Here is a 20634-nt window from a genome sequence, read left to right on the forward strand (position 1 = left end):
TTTATATAGTCATTTTTTAATAATTTTATAAAAAAGAAAAATAAAAAATAATTTTCAAGCCTATTGTCTGATGCGTACAACAACATAATAAAGTATAAATAATAAATTCATTTTATATAAAAAGTTGTTTAAGAAAATATATCAATTTTAAACGTTGTTATTAAAAAAATTTATTAGAAATTAATAATAACATTAACTTAGTATATTCTTAAGATTTATGAAAATGATATTAAATATGATAATTATATTTATTTATTAAAGTTTTATCTAAGAATTTTTTTAAATAATTGATTATACTTTAAATTTAATAATTACTAAATATTTTAATTAATATTAACACTTATTATGTACTATGTTTATACAAAGTTTGTGTTTTATGGTTTGCTACAAATTAAAGAATAAATCATAAAAAATAAATAAAATTTTAAAAAAAATAATAGATGAAAATCCTAATGTAATAATTATTACTATCAACGCGTTCTTTAATTATTTATGTCAATAGTAATTGTATTTTATTATTGTGGATAACCAATATTTTTAAACTGAATTTTGATAATATATTTTAATATATTGAATATCATAGAATTTTCTCAATAGATTTTATAATCTATTTGATTTTCAATATCATTATTTAATTTAATTTAGTTCAATTGAAAATTATCAAATAAAATATTATAATAAAATATGTTTTTTTTGATTTTTTTATTTATTTATACTGAAATGATTTTACTTTTATTACAAAGATATAAATAAATATGAATATATAACAAATGGATTAAAAGCAACCATGTAAAATAATGTTATTACATTACCTATTATCTTAAAATTTATTAATTAATGACTAATTAAAATATTTAAAATAATTAAGGAAATACATAGATATATATTTATATATATCATTTAATTAAAATTAATTTTTTAAATTTCATAAATTTTTTAGATATTCATATTTATTAACATATTTATTTAAAATAAAGAAATTAAAAATAAATGTTAACTACTAATTTCTAATTATTTATTGTTTGATAAATACTAAATAATATTAATAATTTATATTAATGTACAAATTATTTTGTAATCTGAGATAAATTTTTATAAATTTTATAACATAAAAATAATTTATTTTATGCGATTTTAAGAATTAAAACAAGATCTATATATCATATATTTTATCCATAATAATTATCACCCCTTCTCTTACTTTTATTCTTCTTTACTGTGTCCATAAAAAATTCTCTACGAATGATTCGTTTCGCTATTAGACCGTTTTCTTTGGTTTGTTTAGAAAACACCCTCTATTTTTAATACAGGGTGGATTTTATTAAAAAAATCATCTTTTTTCTTGAATATAAAAGATCTACCTAAAGACCTGTGAAGGGCTTTAGGTAGTCTTTCTTTAGAAAGCATATTTTGTGCAGAAATAACGTTCGAAATTAATAAAAAAAAATTAAAAATATAAAGGTTTAAATTTTTTTTTAAAAAAGTTTTAAGGCTGATTTAATTAATATTAAAAAATTCTTCATTTCACATTAATTTTGGGGTTAAAAATGCTTATGTAGAGAAGAAATAAAGATAAAAAAAACTGTTTACCGATACAAGAAACAGGGGAGATCTAATCCCTACCTGGAATTTTGTTTATTATGTAATTTGTTGAAAAAAAATCAGCAATTTAAAATTACTAAGTTATGGTAGAGGGATTCCTGCACGCTCAAGGAGGAGACGATAATACTGCTCAGTACTTGTGGCATGATTCAACAGATGTGGAAATTCTGTCTTGATCGCATTTTCTAAATTTAATCGTATTACTGGTGTGCACGCATCACTTGCTGACCACGCCCACCAAGCCATTTGATACCGTACTTCACTTAAATGTCGAGATGAAATACGTTGTTTTTTATGCGCAATTAAAGAAGTGTTAAGATCTGCGATAATAGATTCTTTTTCATGAAATAATTCTGGACTAACCACCCAACGTTTAATACTTTTTAGTCGGTTTTTTAAAGAGTGATGACGATCAATATCAATTCCAAGGCGAGCCATTTTTAGCTGATGACGCTCATATTTATTACGTAAAGAAACTGAAATACCTGCTGATATTGCCCACTGACGATATTTATGTAGCCATTGACGCACGCTTTCAACATTCATTCCGCGTGAGGTAAAAAAGTTTTCTGTCAAGAAAACTCTCATTGGTTTATTCTGACCGGAGTCACTTTCTCGACCACGGTGAACTATGACGTAATCTAATTGCTCAAGTACACGCAAGGCGTGTAATAGCACGTCGTATGCTTTACGGCCATTATTGTAGACATGTAGGACACCCATGCGTTGTGCTATTTCTGCGATTGGTAGTATAACCTCAAACATATACTGACTGTATGGACTGTAGTCACAGTTTGCTGCAAGAGTTAATGAAAGAGCGCTGAGCGCTTCTCTACTTTCAGAGCGCGCTGTTATACGAAGTGGTTTTGGTTGATAGGAGCGATCGAATATACGTGAATAGGGTGTATAACCATTTCTTCTCAGTGCTATAAGATCACTATTTTGACGCCAATCATGATTTTTAATACAAGCCATAACTTTTGCAGCCATTCCACGCGGTATTTTTCCGGTAAATTGTGGCTTATGATTACGGTGTATTTTGACTTGCCCTTTGCGCTGACAATTAGCTTCACCACGACGTGTCTGACGATATAGAACTTGGTCAGATTCTTGTAGCATTACGGTGTTATCATTCACCCTGTCCAAATCTTATGGCGGATAAGGGTTGTTTTTTTAATATGCATTTGTTATAATCCTTTACAGGCATTAGCCTGCTAACGACCCCTCGGTCTCTGGTTCTTCCGCCAAGTTGACGCAGAATCGAGGGGTTTTTGCATCGAACGACCACTTCAATGTGATCGCATCTCCCGAACGATTTTAGGATACGTCCAATCCATTAAGTTTATTTTGTTGTTCCAAAAAGCGGTTAAACATTAGAATCAAACCAAAATATAACTACAACATGCACCAACTCTTTAGCTATTCTGAAATTATTTTTCATATATTAAAATCTGTAAGCCAAGAATTGATCAAGAACATTTCTCTTAATTTAATTCCATAATCCTATGTTAGTGCATGGCTCGATACTAACTGATATGGAGATGCTCTAACTGTTTTTTTACAGAGAGAGAAATTTTATGTTGTGTTATCTAGATATACGTGGAGCTATAATTCTCCGAAGAACTTAATTTGCTTTATTCTGTTATCTTAATGTTTAAGCTAATTAGTTTTTATTCTTTGTATATCTTAATCAGAGTGTTTCATAGAAATACGTCTGATTTTATTTTAGTTATGTTAAACAACATGATCTATGTCTAATCTTGATCTTCGTGTATTTAGTTACATAGGCTAATATGTTTGTTCTCAATCTTGAACACTAAAAACAACGAAGTGATCTAGATGCGTTAATAACCACTCTCTATTAACCCCATACTGAACTCTTTGTCGTATCTTAAGATTCTCAATTACGACTCTTGAGGCTGAGAGTATTGGTCTAACCAATATATCATCCCTATTTTGGGGCGGAATCAACAACTTAATTTTTTCGACGAGCTTTAAAAGTAACTCGTATTTTTAGTATTGATTAGCTTATTTATAGTCTTTTTATAGAGTCGTATTTTCTTTCCAGCAAGATTTATTTTTGAAAAAAATGCTGACTGAATTAATCAAAAGAAAATATTTTATCTATTCAAACACTTTATTTCTAGATCAAGCTAATTTCATACTTTGTTTACCATGGAAGAGCAATATTTGGCGGACGATCTATGCTCTTTCATATTAAACTTCAAGTTTTAAAATTCCTAATAACAATATCACTTCTTTTTGATTATAGATATTGGATATTAACTATTGTTATCTTTCTCTAATTGAAAATTCTTCGAAAATTCTAGATTAAAATAGCCATACTTCTATTAGGTAATAAATTATACCAATAAAATTCACAAAGAAGAAGTCCTAATATTGTCTATTATCCATTTACTGAGTTTATTAATATAACACAAGCAGTGGATTTGGTGATTTATCTATTTAATTTTAGAAATTTTATTTAAATTCTGTGATGCTATACGATAATTTGATAATTCTCATCTATATCTGCTCGATGGAATTCAGTTTATTTATATACTCTTTATAACATAAATTCTACTTATATAGAAAGGTTAATAACAGTAATATCTTTATTCTTCAAAAATTTTTAAGGTTACTCGATATTAATCCTACTATATACTATCTTTTCTATTAAGAATTAGTCTAAGAACAATATAAGGAATGTTAAAGGACATAATATCTTTTCAATGTTTTTAAATTTAAAATCGATTGTTAGTGAAATTTTTTATTAGAAAATATTGTCTATTAATCAACTATTATTTTAGACTTGAAATGAGATAAATCACCAGAACTTGATTAATGGTAGGGATCTAGTTTTTTTTATGAAGATTAGACGAGCTCTTTCCCGAAAGAAAGATCAAAGAAAGTACTAAGATTCATTTTTTCTAGTAATAGAAAAAATTTCAATATCAGTCATGCTATCTAGATGATAGAAGACTATCTATCTATAATATAACAATATGTAATTGTTCCGCAGACAAAAGAGTGTCTGCGGCTTGGCTTAAAGATTTCTATCGAATTAAAGATGAAATCAGAGATATCTTGGTTTCTTGACTTGCGTTTCTATGAATAATCTTATAATAACTAATATCTCAATAAATATAGTAATCATAACAATGAATTAATAAAAAGTGAATATTTCAGGGTTTAGATATAGTAAGGTAATGCACCTTACAACACAATAAAAACTAACATCATATCTGTATTATTATTTCTATAATGATCTATATCATTTTGAGTTTTTATTTAGATTATTCTTGAACATAATTAGAGCGAAAGCATTTAAGAACCTCTAAAGGAGCTACATTTATAATAGAAGATTATAAATGAAATATATTCTTAATTCTCTTCTTATGAACCCGAACACCATTAATTAGTGCGCAAAATTAATTAGTTTGCAGCATTATAATATTTTTCTGTATCTAAAGATAGCAAGCTTTCTGTTAGATTTTTTTCTTTTTCTTGATTACCTTCTGATATCTTTTGATGTTGGATTGTAAGACCAAGTTTTTTAAATAACCGTAAGTCATGATCTTCATCTGGATTAGGCGCGGTTAGTAATTTGCATCCATAAAACACAGAGTTAGTGCCTGCCATAAAACATAGTGCTTGAGTTTGTTCATTCATCTGTTCTCTTCCAGCAGATAATCTAACATAAGAATTTGGCATCATAATACGTGCTATGGCAATAGTACGAATAAAATCAAATGGATCTACGTCATTAGCGTCAGATAGTGGTGTACCTGGTGATTTAACCAACATGTTGATAGGAATACTTTCTGGCTGTATTGGTAAGTTAGCTAATTGCACCAGTAATCCTGCTCGATCATTGATGTTTTCACCCATCCCTACAATTCCACCAGAACATATTTTAATACCTGCTTGACGTATGGTACTAAGTGTATCTAGCCTATCTTGATAACTACGGGTGCTGATGATTTTGTTGTAAAATTCTGGTGATGTATCTAAATTATGATTATAAAAATCTAGACCAGCTTTAGCCAACCGATGTGCCTGATCATTGTTGATCATGCCTAAGGTCATGCAAGTTTCAAGACCCATCGCTTTAACACCTTTGACCATCTCTTCCAATAATGGCATGTCACGATCACGTGGATTTTTCCAAGCAGCCCCCATACAAAAACGTGTGGAACCAGCTTTACGTGCTTTTTGTGCCGCATCAAGTACTTTTTGTACTTCTATCAGGTCTTCTTTTTGAATACCTGAATTATAACGTGCGCTTTGCGGACAATATTTGCAATCCTCTGGACAAGCGCCTGTTTTTATTGATAACAGTGTGCTAACTTGAATTTCACCAGAGATAAAATGCTGACGATGTACCTGTTGGGCTTTAAAAAGTAAATCAAAAAAAGGCTGATCAAACAATGATCTGGCTTGTTCAGTAGTCCAGCGTTGAGGAATTGACATAACAGTTACCCATAAAATATTTAAGGAAATAGATGGTTGTAAGTATAAAGTTTGCCGTTACACTGTCCATAATGTATTTAAATTTATTTAATAGGATATCCTGATGCAGGCTAATGATCTCGCTTTTGACAAACGACACGTTTGGCATCCTTATTCGTCTATGACCCGACCTCTACCTACTTATCCGATTGTCTCTGCCAGTGGTTGTAAGTTAATTCTTGGAGATGGTCGGCGATTAGTGGATGGCATGTCTTCTTGGTGGGCAGCTATTCATGGTTATAATCATCCTATAATTAATCAGGCAATGCACAAGCAAATTAACGAAATGTCACATGTTATGTTCGGCGGTATTACTCATCCATCTGCGGTAGAATTGTGTCGTCGTTTGGTTGCATTAATGCCGTCTGACCTGGAGTGTATTTTTTTAGCTGATTCCGGTTCTGTGGCTATAGAGGTCGCAATGAAAATGGCACTGCAGTATTGGCAAGCATCTGGCCGTCCTCGTTGTAAATTTCTTGCGCTGCGCCAGGGCTATCATGGTGATACTTTAGGTGCAATGTCGGTTTGTGATCCTATTAAGTCGATGCACAGTATGTATTCCAGTTATCTGCCTGTGAATCAGTTTGTTAATTCTCTTAGAAGACGTTTTGGAGAAACTTGGCAAATAAGTGATGAAAAAGAGTTTTCTACCCTTTTTTCTTCGTGCCATCATACCTTAGCAGCAGTGATCATGGAGCCAATTGTACAAGGGGCTGGAGGGATGCATTTTTATCACCCTGAATATTTACGCGTAGCACGAGCTTTATGTGATCAATATGGAATATTATTAATTGCTGATGAAATAGCAACTGGGTTTGGTCGTACTGGTAAATGGCTAGCTTGTAATCATGCCAATATTATTCCAGATATTTTGTGTCTTGGGAAAGCGTTAACTGGAGGTGTGTTAACTCTTTCGGCTACCTTAACCCGTCGTTATATAGCAGAAATTATTAGTGATAGTGACGCCGGTTGTTTTATGCACGGTCCCACGTTTATGGGAAATCCTTTAGCTTGTGCAGCAGCTACTGCTAGCCTATCTCTTCTTGAAGACAGAGCATGGTATCATCGTGTAACAGCAATTTCTGCTCAACTGAGAAGGGGATTATCTCCTTTAGTGGGGCATCCAAATGTTCTGAATGTCCGAGTATTAGGAGCTATTGGTGTAGTAGAAGTAAGAAGAGTCGTAAATATATCTTTGTTACAGAATTGGTTTGTTGAGAATGGTGTATGGATCCGTCCTTTTAGAAATCTTATTTACTTAATACCTCCTTATATTATTTCATCAGAAGAGCTTACACAACTTATTGAGGCTATTACTAATTCTTTAGATCATCCTGAGCATTTCGATGCTTGAATACCTATATAAAGAATTATATTTATTAAATTTCTTGTTTCAATATTCAATTAACAGCCAAACATAGCACACGGAATAAAATAAAGTCCTTATTTATTTACTGGAGTATGGATATGTTTCGGATTCTTCATTTTCTAGCATCACTAGCTGTGATTATATTACTGTCTGTGTTAGTAAGCGATGACCGAAAGAAAATCCGTATTCGTTTTTTGAGTCAGCTTCTTGTTATTGAAGTTCTATTGGCATGGTTTTTTCTGCATTTTGAAATAGGTGTGGGATTTGTAAAAAAAATCTCAGAGTTATTTGATCATTTGCTAAGGTGTGCGGCATATGGAACTAATTTTGTCTTTGGCAACATGAGTGATAAAGGGCTCGCATTTTTTTGGCTTAATGTTCTCTGTCCTATTATTTTTATATCAGCGCTGATTGGTATACTTCAGTATTTGCGTGTCCTTCCAGCTATAATTCGTATACTTGGCACTGCTTTATCAAAGATTAATGGCATGGGTAAGCTAGAATCTTTTAATGCGGTTAGTTCACTAATGCTTGGACAATCAGAAAACTTTATTCTTTACAAGGACATATTAGGACAAATTTCAGAAAAACGCATGTATACGTTGGCGGCGACAGCTATGTCGACTGTTTCTATGTCTATAGTTGGTGCTTATATGACTTTGTTACAACCAAGATATGTGATACTAGCTTTAGTATTAAATATGTTTAGTACTTTTATTATTTTATCGTTAATTAATCCCTATTGCGTGGATGTTCAAGACGAGCTCAAACTAGCTGATCCTCATCAAAAACAAGGTTTTTTCGAAATGCTTAGTGAATATATTTTAGCCGGTTTTAAAGTCATGGTGATTGTAACAGCAATGCTTATTGGTTTTATTTCTTTAATCACTAGTTTTAATTCTTTGTTTGATTCTGTGTTTGGTATTAGTTTTCAAGGAGTTCTTGGTTATATCTTTTTTCCACTAGCATGGGTATTAGGTATTCCAAGTTATGAGGCCTTGCAGGTAGGTGGTATTATGGCTACAAAACTAGTTTCTAATGAATTTGTTGCAATGATTGATCTGCACAAAGTTATAGAAAAACTTTCTCTCCATTCTGAAGGTATTTTATCAGTATTCTTAGTGTCTTTTGCTAATTTTTCCTCAATTGGCATTATTAGTGGTTCCATCAAAGGTCTACATGAGGAACAAGGCAATATAGTATCACGCTTTGGTTTAAAACTTTTATATACTTCCACGCTCGTAAGTCTTTTATCAGCTGCAATTACAGGTTTTGTCCTCTAACAATATTAAGACTAGGTAAAAATAGTTTCTAGATGTTTTGCATGATCTATATGGATAATGAAAACCATTTCAAACAATATAAGTAATAAAAATTATACTAAATCATTCAGAATGAGTTATTATATTTCTTATTTTAAAATTTATACCTGATGAATGTAGTTAATATATTTTAGCGGATAGTAAGAGAATTAGGTTCTAGAGACAAAAAAATAATTCTGTAAATTACAAAACGTGCATTTTATATAAATATGATAAATAATCTAATATTTTATAAGATCTGGATAGTAATACAATGGATTATAGAGATAGTAACATCAAAATATGATTTGTATCATCTTTTGATTGAAGTTTAATTATTTGAGTCAGTGCTTATTAATACAATTATATTGTATCTAAACTAGAATATTATATATTTAATTTTTAAACAATTTGCATACATAATTAAATATTCTTCTAACTTAGAAATAAGATTTACTTGAATAGAGATGACATCTTTATTTACTTGTGAACCTCTGTTTTATTCAATGGCCTAATATGCTATATAAAGAATATTTGAATCAGAAAGAACCGGTTTGCAACAAAAATCATATGAATGAGCGAATGTTGTATAGGTCGCACGGAGAGTGTTTGTTTGTCTTCGTAGATAAAAATATCTGTTAGTAGTTAGAAAAATATCTAGACAGTTACTAGTGTTATGTTAATTCATAATAAAATTAAGCTTCGATTTTTTTAAATCGAACTAATGTTATTGTAACAGCTCTTCCTTCAACAGGAAGAGCTGTCTGCAGATTAGAATTAATTTTTACATTTAGGATGGATCAATAGTTTGTTGCATTGTGTCATAGAAAATACTAGAGTGGCGAAAGTATCTCGAGTAAACAACTAGAAGGTTGTATATGTATTGTAAATATTATAGCTAAAATGAAATAGTTTTCTAATAGCTACCCTTTAGTCTAAGAACGTTTGGTAATGAAAATCGGAGAGTGATCTAGAAGATATAGCCCGGTAAACGTGACAAATACTACAGAATAATTTTGAATTATAAACAAAAATAGCGCCTTATAAGGCGCTATTTTTGTTTATAATGTCAAGTCTTGTTATGTTCAATAGTATGCCCATCTTTATTATTGTTATTTGATCCGATAGAAATCTTTTTGGGTTTCTCTTGTTCGGGGATGTCATAAGTAAACTGTAGTGTTAATAATCCATTATCTAGCTTGGCTTGATAAATCATAATGCGATGCTCTAAACTAAAACTTAGAGAAAATTCTTTTTTTTGGATACCTTTGTGAAGATAAGTCATACTGTCTTTTTCTTCAGTAGAAGTTATTTCTTCGCTTTTTGGAATACCACGTAAAGTGAAGTGATTATTAAGTACTGAAATATCTAATTCATTCTGCGTATAGCCTGGTACGCTTACTGTCATTTCATAATGTTCTTTATCTTTTTGTAATAGATTGTATGCAGGGACATCACCAACAGGTGATTCACCTGTTAGACGACTAAAAAGATTGTCAATCTGTGTAAAACGATCAGATAAAAGATTATTGCTCCATGTAGGTATGAGAGAGAAAGAACGGTAGGCCATAGCATCCTCCTATAAAATACATATAATTGAGAATAAAATTATACTCACATATTAACTATATGGGTATGTATAAAGATATTTCAAGGATTGTTATTAAAAAGATTGAAGAAACTAATATTTTCATGACTCAAGTCTATTTTCCTTCTATGGAATTAGTTCTATTTATTGAAGTATTTTAGATTATTAGCTAGAAATACATATTTATATATATTTCATTTTTTTGATTATTATTAGAATTAGAGAATCATTAATACATTTAACTATAGCTTCTCAAAATAATAACTTTAATGGTTATATTCTACAGCAATTTTTTGGTTTGATAAAATAGTAATAAATTTTACTAGATAAGATTTATATCGTTTTTTTTGAATATAAGATTTAAACCATTTTCCTAAAATACTCTAATTTATTGATGTACAAGAATCGATAACATTGTTTAATAGAAGCTTAGATAAGATTTTTAAAAATCTTCATTATATTAATCATTCCATTCAAAAAAGTTAAATTCTTAGATTGGATTAGGACAGTTCATTTTCTTGTTTCTAAGATTTCATGGTTAATAAACGTTTTTTAATTTTTATCAGGTAATCTAAAGGTTATTTTTATGAAATCAATTTATCAATTTCAGCTGATGTCCATTGACTTTATTAATAAACATCTCTAACATATAATTAGTATTAGTTAAAAAATCAATCATGAATAATACTAGTTTTAATTTTATCTAGTACGCAGAGTTTAAATCATTAATTCTTCTTATTCTTCATGTTTTAATCGGTGCCTTAATAAGAGATTAGTTAATTTTTAATGAACATACTAATGATTACTCTAGAGAGGGTTGCTAATAAAACTAATACCTATCCCAATAGATCTAATCTTTATGTAACTTGAATTCTAATTTTAAGACAAAAGAGATTCTACTCTATATATGAAATGCTACTTTATATTATGATTAAAGGTATTTTAGTCTACCAAAAGTAGATTTAAAGTTTTGAAAACACATTTATAAATGAAAATATGGATACATTTTATTTTTTTAAGTTTTTAATTACATCATTTATAATTATTATATAATTTTAATTACAGTTAATTAAAGGAGAGCGCTTCTTATCGCAAGACAAATATATTGTCGATAAAGTAATTAAGAATGTACACAAGGCCCTATAATGTTCGTAATTGCCTCCAGTATTTTAGAGATAGATAAATAAGGGTCCTGTCCTAATATTTAATTTAAGTGATATTTTACTTAGAAACGTTATAACTTAGTTAATAAGTGAGCCTAATTTAAAAAGAAAACCTATAATGTAGATAAAAAAAGAAATCTACTTAGTTTTACTAAGATGTAAAATGGGATTGGAATGATTTAATTTTTCATATACATAGTGATAATAATAAAATTATCTTTATTGTAAATCTAGGATATAATCCAGACTACATCATAATCTAGTTTATAGTATATTCTAGTAGCTTGTTATGCATAAATTTAATCGTTAATGTCTCTTCTAGCTTAATGGATTATAAATTCTCTAAGGTTGTTTATGATAAAATACGATTCCTATCAATAAACTAATCCTTCTTTATTATTTTAGTGAACAACGTACAGAAAAATAATGCACAGTTTTTATTGGTCAATAAATATATAAATTATATAGTCAATAGACTGTTTTTTATAAAAATAAGATTTGCTATATAAATAGAATTTCCGTTATTTCGTTATTAAGCAGTATTTATTAATTGGTAAGAGTGTAAATTAAGGCTCTTCTGTAGTAGTAGATACGTAATGAATTTAAATTAATTTAAATAGAAATAGTTATTTCTATATAGCGCTATAGATTAATGATGGCAACATTAGTTTTTATTGAGCATAAAATATTCTTTGTCAAAAAAATTAAATTTGTTGAATAGCAAACAAAACAACCAATACTCTTTTTATCATGGTATATTTTATAATGTGCAATATAGTAAAATCTTTTTTTAACAGTCTTGTATTTTTTTTAATTATCATATCCCTTCCTCTATATGCAGTTTGTATAACTGACCAAGATGTAGAAGTCGGTTTTTCTCCCGGAGGAACAGCGCAAAAAATTGTTCTTTCAGCAATTACAGGCGCTACAAAATCAATAGATATCGCTGCCTATTCATTTACTAGTAAGCCTATCGCTTTAGCTCTGATTGAGGCCAAGAATCGAGGCGTAAATATACGATTAGTCGCTGATAGGAAATCAAATAGTAGTAAATATACCGCCGTAACCTATTTAATTAATAAAAATGTCTCAGTTAGACTTAATGAAAAGTATGCTATTATGCATAATAAATTTATGATTATTGATGGCATCTCAGTGGAAACGGGATCGTTTAATTATACACAAAACGCCGTTTCTCATAATGCAGAAAATGTTATTTGTTGGCACAATCGACCAGATATTGCTAACAAATATTCTAAAGAATTTAATAGATTATGGTTGGAATCCATATCTATTAAACCCATTTATTAATTTTACATGAATTCGAGTATATATCTATCTTTTGGAGATATAGTTGTATCTATTTTATTGGTAATTCATGAGACTATTAGTAGATACATTAAGAAATATTCTAAATAAATTAGTGCTCTACAGTAGTTTTATATGCTATTTGTACTGGTACAAAGAAGAATTCTTCTGTCTTTAAAATAAGAATTAAATTCTGGTTTACGCTTTTCACCAAAACATAGATGTTAACCATTACCTGATTTTTTAATAACTGAAATAGAATGCTCTATATTAAGAGATGTATAAAACAACTTGCTTGATGTGTAGTATATAGAGTTTTTCTACTCAACCAAACTGTTTAGGTTATATAGAAAATGTTATTAGAGTATTTAGTTGGACTCTGTATAAAAGATTATTTATCTCGTTTCATAACCCTCCCTGAATTTCTTGCATTTTATTGTCTTTAAGTTATTATATATATAAATATTACAGATTATTCCATATTGACTACAACATAGTTATAGATTATTAATGGTTTACTTTTATACATAGACATGGTTATGGGATGATTTATGACTTGAAAATAAGATTAAATTTTTTTATATGAGAATGAGTTATTGTATTAAATGAATTTTTAGGTCTGTTGTATAAAAGTTCTTAACTATTAGAGATGAATTGATTGGGATTTAGTGATATCATTATATTTTGGTTTAAAATATTTTATGTTCAGAATTATATATGAATAGATTTTTTTTCCTTTCTCTATCTACAGACAGATGGTGAGATAAGATGGACAATTTAAATTTAAACTTATATATTTAGCATTTATTACAAGAATAAAAAAGATGTCTAATATATAGACTAGAATAGTAAGTTGTTAATTAAATCGGTATAGTATGTTCTAAGTATTTCTAAAAATCTTAATATTGGTTAGAGATAACTAGTCAATAGGCATTATTACCTTATGCTAGTTTGATTCGATAATATTGCTCGTCTTGATGTTGTCAATTTAAGGTAAAGCATATTATGGCGTCAACTGCCTATTGTGAAAATGTCAGAATAAAATTGCATTTTATATATATTGATATGTAGAAGTAAAAGATATAGAGTTATTTTTGATATTTTAGAGAAAATTTATGATAGGACAACGTATTGGCTATACCCGAATCAGTACCATACACCAAAATCCACAGAGACAACTTGACTCCGTCAAGGTGGATCGAATTTTTACTGACGTAGCATCCGGAAAAGAAATTAAACGACCTCAATTAGAGGCATTAATTAATTTTGTTCGCTCCGGAGACACTGTGCTTATCCATAGTATGGATCGTTTGGCACGTAACCTTAATGACTTGCGTCGCATTGTGCAAATGTTAACAGAACGTGGAGTGCGCATTGAATTTATCCAGGAAAATCTGAGTTTTACTGGGAAAGACTCGCCTCTGTCCAATCTCATGTTAGCTGTTATTGGAGCGTTTGCTGAATTTGAACGTTCTTTACTGAAAGAACGTCAACGTGAAGGCATTGAGTTAGCCAAACAAAGAGGTGTTTACCGAGGTCGCAAAAGAACGCTTTCAGATACACAAGTCACTGAACTATGTCAACGGGTTGCTTCTGGGGAAAAAAAAGTAAAGGTTGCGCGTGATTTTTCTATCAGTCGGGAAACCTTGTATCAATATATAAGAAGAGCAGGATCAAGCGTTGTATGAAATTATTGCATTGGATAGATACAGTTAATAATAATAGTGTTTTTATAGAAATCCCCATTGAAGAAAACAATCTTCAATATTTTGTGAATAAAAGTGATTTCTGATTCAGTAAAGGTTCAAAGTATATATAGATATTAGAGTTGATTTAAAAAAAATGCTAAGGATAAGTTTAGGCATACGATGTTTATCAGTATAAATTGATATATTTTGTTTATTTAGGTCTATTAAATAATGTGATAGCCTTAATCATAAGACAGGCGGTAGAAATAAATCTAAAACTGAAGGAAAGGGTATACAAAACCTTTTTAAAAATCGTATTAGGGATTTCGTTCATTAAAATCAAGATAGGAAGTAGACGAGAACTTTTATACACACACTAATAAACAAGAGAAGTAATCACACTGATTTTATCTAATAGATAAAGTATAAATATATGTATCAATGTAATTAGTATTCTTTATTTGATTGACTTAGTTATTTACTCTTAACTATTAGCTTAAGAGTAGGTCCTGTACAATTGAGGACTAAATATAATTGTTCAGAAATATTTTGCATAATTCAAAGATTTGGTATCTCTTATAAGCATAGAGAAAAGATCATCGTATTACATTAAAGTTCTAAAATGAATTTTGCAAGAAGATACAATTATCATTTTAATCTATTTTTATGCAGTAAATACTTATTGAACATATCTATTTTCAGTAGAAAATCAATATATTGTATGCTCTCTACTCGTTCTTTAGAGGACAGAATATTAATATTAAAAGATCACTCAAACAGAGCTAAGATCTACATTGCATTTTATCTATAAAAGATCGTATTTCGTCCATCAGAAATACAAGAAGCAATACTTTATTAACGTAAAGAAACTACAATTAATTTTGCAATATAAGTTGCATTAGTTTGAATTAAAATGCATCTAGATTACTTAGTTTTTTCTTTTAAAATTTTAAAAATTTCTGAATATCAATAATTTTTCTTTTTTTATATATAAGATTGTAAATCATTACATCAATTCAAGTTATAAATTGACTTTTTTCTTTATGAGAGGTAACTATTCAGTTATAACCAATGTTGAGTAATTATAAAAATAATTATACCAGATGCATTATTTTTACAATAAGACTATTATAGGAATAGTCTATAGATTTACAAGAAGAAGGTATTCAACTTCAATACTATATAAATATCATCTACACTTAGCTATAGGGGCTTCAAATTGGTTTTGTAAACACCTAGAAATAATCTTTGTTCCAGGAAGATTATTAACTTAATTTTTCTACAAAATACTAAAAAATTAATTTAACTTAATATATAGAGATGATTTTTTATCAATTTATAACGAATTTATAATTATTCTAATATACAGTTGCGGTTTAGTATCGACTGTAATCTTCTTATCTAACATAAGAAAGCCAGATCTAAATAATCTGTGTGTAATATGAATTGAGTAAAGTAATACATCATGTTTAAGGTTTATATCTTCTTTCTTGTTTTGAGAGAAACTAAAAAAATCTTTTATTATATAGTAAATAATGGAATTTTTAGCTTATAGAAGATTAATACGTCCTAAGAAAGATAAAAACTAACGTCTTTATGTCTAGTGATTAGTCGTAATCTAATAATGGAGATGATCTATGAGTGCTTAATAGTTAAACATTGTCATAGTTTTATAGGGCTATATCAGATAAAAAAATCGGTTATTTTCCTAATGATTATTAATTTTTAATGGTTCTTTATAATAAAGAATTAGATAATATATCTATTATTGCACCAATCTATAAATATTTGAGTTAAACTTAAATTACTGAAATTTATTCAATCTATAAATTATAAATTTTTAGTTTAATGTAGTTAAAATATTCTGTTCTTTATACATTAGAGAAATTCTGTCTTCTACCGTCCAGACAACAATAAGCTATGTTATATGAAGGAATACGAGTTATTAATTAAAGAAAAATCAACATATTTTCTCTATGTGTATCTACATCAATAAAGAGAGTTATTAAGTAATGAAAGGTCTAATTATGCAATGATTAAATCAATATAGATAATAAGTCATACTAATAATTAGAGATCAAGAAAAGAATTATTACTTAAAAAAGAACTTAAATCGATTAAACATGTTGTCAAATAATCAATATTAATCTATATATCCAAGAAAAAGATTAGATCTTACTTTAATCTTTATTTTTATATATTAAATAGGTTAGAGAGATTAATACAAATTCATTATTTAAGTCATAATAATGTTATTTATTATTAATAATAATTGTATTAGAGAATTATATTCTCCAATTTGAAGATTAATCATCTAGACAGAATGTTTATCTAAATTTTTATATTTTTAATATCATTAAAATAGATTTTATTATTTTATATTTTTATTATTTGAAATAAATTTCATATGATTTTAATACACAATAAAATAAAATAAAAGTATAATTTAATTAATATAGAAGTCTTATATTTATGAGATGAGATTATTGAATATTAATATAATCTATATCTCGTATATTTTTTATATTATCTTGAATAGAGTTATTAATTATTATATAATATAGATTATGAATCTATGTTCAATAACTAGTGATTACGGATATTGAATGAAAATCTTATGTAATAGATCTAATGAAGATAAATAAGATTCATGTCAAAATAGAATGGATATTCTTCCTATCTTAATTAATCTTATAAAGAAAAACATCGTTAGTATAAAGATGATTAATATCTAGATCAACCTAAGCAAAAAAAGTATTATTAAGATACTAAATACTGTCGTTAGAAAAACTAAACGAATAGTATTTAAATAGCTTTTTTCTCTAAGAAATATAGAAGATCATGCACATTCTATATTGTGGTATTCATCATTGTTAAACCTGTTCTGATTTGATGTCAATGTTAATATTATAAATAGAATTCATATATTAAAATTTTAAATTAGATTAAATAATAATTTATATATAATTTGATTAAAATTTACTTAAACATGACTTTTAAAAATCAAATCTTTTTATTTTATAGATGTAAATAAATAATGTTGATAATACAATCTAAGGGATTCTAGTTTATAATTTTATTTAAATATTAATTAAATATATTGCATAAGAAATAATCAATATGTCAATTGCAAAGAATGTAAATTCTATTTTAGTTCTATATTTATATTGTATATAGATTATGAATAATTTAATGAATTAAAAGATTGTGGTAAATCAAAATTATTATTAATAATAATTTTGATACAAATTCGTTATGAATCCTGTGGCTGTTAACATAGCATCTTTCTGCCGATTAAGATCACTACTGATATTATTATGTATAATAAAGATAAAGGTAAGAGATGAATAATGCATATCGCTATTTTGTGTTCTATATTTTAATATTTATGCAGAGCTCTTGTTCTAACCCTCATCCTTTATTAAATTATAAAACAATAATATTAACAGGTCATACTATGGGGACTGTTTGGCGAGTAAATGTAGTGGATATAGAGGCTAAACGGAAACAGACATTGTATACTTCTATACAAAAAATACTTGATTATGATGATATTCAGATTTCCACATGGAAAAGTAACTCAGTATTATCACGTTTTAATCAATATCAAGGCTATAAATCACAACCTGTGAGCTCAGAAATTGCTGATATTATTACACAAGCACTGCGCATTGGTAACCAAATGAATGGAGCAATGGATGTTACTATTGGTTCTTTAGTAAATTTATGGGGCTTTGGGCCTCGTGGTTCATCAAAATGTACTCCAACACAGCTTCAGATTGATTGTGCCCGTGCTCTTCATGGTCTTTCTTATCTAACAGTTATTAACTCTTCCACTCAGTCCTATCTTCGCAAAGACATACCAGGGATCTATATTGATCTCTCTAGTGTAGGAGAGGGGTACGCAGTTGATCATCTAGTTAATCTGATGAAAAAAGAAGGTATTGACAATTATCTTGTGTCAGTTGGTGGTGCTATTGTTACTTGCGGTCATAACGCCCAAGGTAAACCATGGAAAATTGCAATCCAGAAACCAATTGATCAAGAAAATGCAGTACAAGAGATTGTTGAACTGAAAGGATGTGCTATCAGTACTTCTGGAACCTATCGTAACTACTATGAGCTCAATGGAAAACCAATATCTCACTTAATCAATCCATTTACTGGAGAACCAGTTCACAATGAATTAGTATCAGCCACTGTAATTGCTCCTACCGCACTTGAAGCAGACTGCTGGGACAGTGGTTTAATGATTTTAGGCCTAAGAAAAGCTCAAGAATTAGCTGTTAAACATAAAAAAGCAGTATATCTTATATATAAAAAGAATAATCAATTAATTAGTTGGATCTCACCAAAATTTTTTCCTTTTATTGAATCACCTTCATTAAATAATACTCAAGCTAAGTAAGTAAACTCTATGTATATTTTAATATAAAAAACTCTTTTTACTATATTTTATTTAGTAGGACGTTCCTGTATTACGATAGAAATGGCTCTATATTTATAAAACCTCGTTAATAAATGTGTTTAATCGTTTCACACCATTCTTTCTTAACTAGGTTTTTCTATAGCCAGAATGATAGATGCCTAGCGCCATAACCTCGCGAGGAATTAAATATATTTTACAAGATGAAGTAAAAATCTATCTTGTTGTATAAATAAACTATTCGAGTCTATATACTTTTAAATATATATTATTACGATACCGCAATTAGGACTTAAAAGAATGCATAAATGAAATTTACTTAAAATTTGTTTCAAGATGACTGAATTTATAGATTCATGCTCAAAGTTTTAATACTATATTATGATTAAAAACATTGTATATATTTCAGAATAATTCTTACTGATCCTCTTCTCAGAACAATATAGATTAATCAAGGGATTTATTGATGAACATGATAAAACTAGTTCTTATACGTCACGGAGAAAGCCAGTGGAATAAGAAAAATCTTTTTACTGGATGGCATGATATTGATTTAACCGATCAAGGTCGGTTTCAAGCGGTCTACGCTGGTCAATTACTAAAAAAAGAAGGATTTGTTTTTGATTTTGCTTATACTTCTTTTTTAAAGCGTGCAATCCATACTCTCTGGTATATTTTAGATGAAATGGATCAAGCTTGGTTGCCAGTAGAAAAATCATGGCGCCTTAACGAACGTCACTATGGCGCGTTACAAGGGATGGATAAGACAGCTAGTGCTCAGAAATATGGTGCAGAACAAGTAAAACAATGGCGTCGTAGTTTAAGGGTTATTCCACCTCATCTGAGTCACTTTGATAAACGCTTCCCTGGTTACGACCCTCGGTATGGTAACTTAAATAAAGAACAGTTACCAACGGCTGAAAGTTTAGAAATGACTATTAATCGTGTCTTACCAATCTGGAAAACAGGTATTTTCCCTCAAATAAAAAACCATAAAAACATTATCATCGCTGCTCACGGTAATTCCCTTCGCGCACTCATTACGTATTTAGATAATATGACAGAAGAAGACATATTGGAACTGGATATACCAACTGGTATGCCATTGATTTATGAGTTTGATGAGAACTACCATCCTATTTCACATTATTGGCTAAGCTCTAGTAATAATACGATTTCTAAAAATAAATCCATTCTGAGCTCTTAGGTTATATCAGATTTAAACAACACCCACTAGAATTAACCTATGAAGCCAAACAAACATTACTTATTGTAATAATAAAAATTAAATTATAATCAAATATGTAATTGTAATTAATCAATATTCCTTTAAGGAGGTGATCTATATTATATAATTTGTTCTTAATTTACTGATTACAAATAGAGATAATATCTATTTCTTTTATGAAATTTTTTCTAGCTCATTAAAATAGATAGGATAAGTCTGAATTAAAAAATAAATAAAAAAATTACAAACATCTATAATTTCTAAAAATAAATTTCCTATTTAAGCAATCGACCCTACCCTATATTAGATATTGAGAATAATTAAATATGTAATAGATATCTAATTTTTATGATAATAATAAAGTATGCACGTTGAAAATATTCATATTAAGTGACAATAGAGAAGATTAGAATACAAAGTTTTATCTATCTTCTCACTTGATGCATAAC

Annotated in this window: 11 protein-coding genes; 6 read left to right on the top strand and 5 right to left on the bottom strand. The window is 28.6% G+C overall.

What is annotated here, in order from left to right; genetic code table 11:
- Positions 1-1683: 1683 nt before the first annotated feature.
- The 4 genes from HACICURT3053_RS03275 to bioB form a co-directional block, all read right to left on the bottom strand.
- Positions 1684-2739, bottom strand: a complete 1056-nt coding sequence (locus HACICURT3053_RS03275) for a Replication protein (protein ID WP_157992329.1) — start codon at positions 2737-2739, stop codon at positions 1684-1686.
- Complete coding sequence (locus HACICURT3053_RS03280) at positions 2732-2890, bottom strand: hypothetical protein (protein WP_157992330.1); 159 nt, start codon at positions 2888-2890, stop codon at positions 2732-2734. The genes HACICURT3053_RS03275 and HACICURT3053_RS03280 overlap by 8 nt, the downstream gene beginning before the upstream one ends.
- Before the next feature lie 515 nt (positions 2891-3405).
- Entirely contained in the window at positions 3406-3543 is a 138-nt protein-coding gene (locus HACICURT3053_RS03285; RefSeq protein WP_157992331.1) for a hypothetical protein, read from the bottom strand.
- A gap of 1494 nt (positions 3544-5037) precedes the next feature.
- Entirely contained in the window at positions 5038-6075 is a 1038-nt protein-coding gene (gene bioB, locus HACICURT3053_RS03290) for a biotin synthase BioB (protein ID WP_157992332.1), read from the bottom strand.
- Positions 6076-6178: 103 nt separating this feature from the next.
- Here bioB and bioA point away from each other — a divergent pair, with 103 nt between their 5' ends.
- Positions 6179-7468 carry an adenosylmethionine--8-amino-7-oxononanoate transaminase gene (bioA, locus tag HACICURT3053_RS03295; protein ID WP_157992333.1) on the top strand — a complete coding sequence of 430 codons (1290 nt, stop codon included), beginning with the start codon at positions 6179-6181 and terminating at the stop codon, positions 7466-7468.
- Between the two features lie 113 nt (positions 7469-7581).
- Positions 7582-8766: a NupC/NupG family nucleoside CNT transporter gene (locus tag HACICURT3053_RS03300; RefSeq protein ID WP_157992334.1), complete on the top strand. Its 1185-nt coding sequence runs from the start codon at positions 7582-7584 to the stop codon at positions 8764-8766.
- A gap of 1087 nt (positions 8767-9853) precedes the next feature.
- On the opposite strand, the gene HACICURT3053_RS03305 is transcribed toward HACICURT3053_RS03300, so the two are convergent.
- The gene (locus HACICURT3053_RS03305; protein WP_157992335.1) at positions 9854-10354 is read right to left on the bottom strand and encodes an Hsp20 family protein; all 501 of its coding nucleotides are present in this window, start codon (positions 10352-10354) and stop codon (positions 9854-9856) included.
- A 1946-nt stretch (positions 10355-12300) separates the two neighbouring features.
- On the opposite strand from HACICURT3053_RS03305, the gene HACICURT3053_RS03310 reads away from it, so the two are divergent.
- The 4 genes from HACICURT3053_RS03310 (at position 12301) to gpmA (ending at position 20164) form a co-directional block, all read left to right on the top strand.
- A complete protein-coding gene (locus HACICURT3053_RS03310; protein WP_157992336.1) occupies positions 12301-12846 on the top strand; it encodes a phospholipase D family nuclease in 546 nt (181 codons plus the stop codon).
- Positions 12847-13958: 1112 nt separating this feature from the next.
- On the top strand, positions 13959-14531 hold the full coding sequence (locus HACICURT3053_RS03315; protein ID WP_157992337.1) for a recombinase family protein: 573 nt from the start codon (positions 13959-13961) through the stop codon (positions 14529-14531).
- Positions 14532-17874: 3343 nt separating this feature from the next.
- Entirely contained in the window at positions 17875-18939 is a 1065-nt protein-coding gene (locus HACICURT3053_RS03320) for an FAD:protein FMN transferase (protein WP_157992338.1), read from the top strand.
- 484 nt (positions 18940-19423) lie between these two features.
- Positions 19424-20164 carry a 2,3-diphosphoglycerate-dependent phosphoglycerate mutase gene (gene gpmA / locus HACICURT3053_RS03325; protein ID WP_157992339.1) on the top strand — a complete coding sequence of 247 codons (741 nt, stop codon included), beginning with the start codon at positions 19424-19426 and terminating at the stop codon, positions 20162-20164.
- Positions 20165-20634: the final 470 nt, after the last annotated feature.

This window comes from Candidatus Erwinia haradaeae (genome assembly GCF_900698855.1).
Lineage (GTDB): Bacteria > Pseudomonadota > Gammaproteobacteria > Enterobacterales > Enterobacteriaceae > Erwinia_E > Erwinia_E haradaeae_F.

Excerpts from the sequence above, each read along its gene's own strand:
- bioB (WP_157992332.1), bottom strand. The coding sequence starts at position 6,075 with ATGTCAATTCCTCAACGCTGGACTACTGAACAAGCCAGATCATTGTTT.
- HACICURT3053_RS03305 (WP_157992335.1), bottom strand. The coding sequence starts at position 10,354 with ATGGCCTACCGTTCTTTCTCTCTCATACCTACATGGAGCAATAATCTT.
- HACICURT3053_RS03315 (WP_157992337.1), top strand. The coding sequence starts at position 13,959 with ATGATAGGACAACGTATTGGCTATACCCGAATCAGTACCATACACCAA.
- HACICURT3053_RS03300 (WP_157992334.1), top strand. The coding sequence starts at position 7,582 with ATGTTTCGGATTCTTCATTTTCTAGCATCACTAGCTGTGATTATATTA.
- gpmA (WP_157992339.1), top strand. The coding sequence starts at position 19,424 with ATGAACATGATAAAACTAGTTCTTATACGTCACGGAGAAAGCCAGTGG.
- bioA (WP_157992333.1), top strand. The coding sequence starts at position 6,179 with ATGCAGGCTAATGATCTCGCTTTTGACAAACGACACGTTTGGCATCCT.
- HACICURT3053_RS03310 (WP_157992336.1), top strand. The coding sequence starts at position 12,301 with ATGTGCAATATAGTAAAATCTTTTTTTAACAGTCTTGTATTTTTTTTA.
- HACICURT3053_RS03320 (WP_157992338.1), top strand. The coding sequence starts at position 17,875 with ATGAATAATGCATATCGCTATTTTGTGTTCTATATTTTAATATTTATG.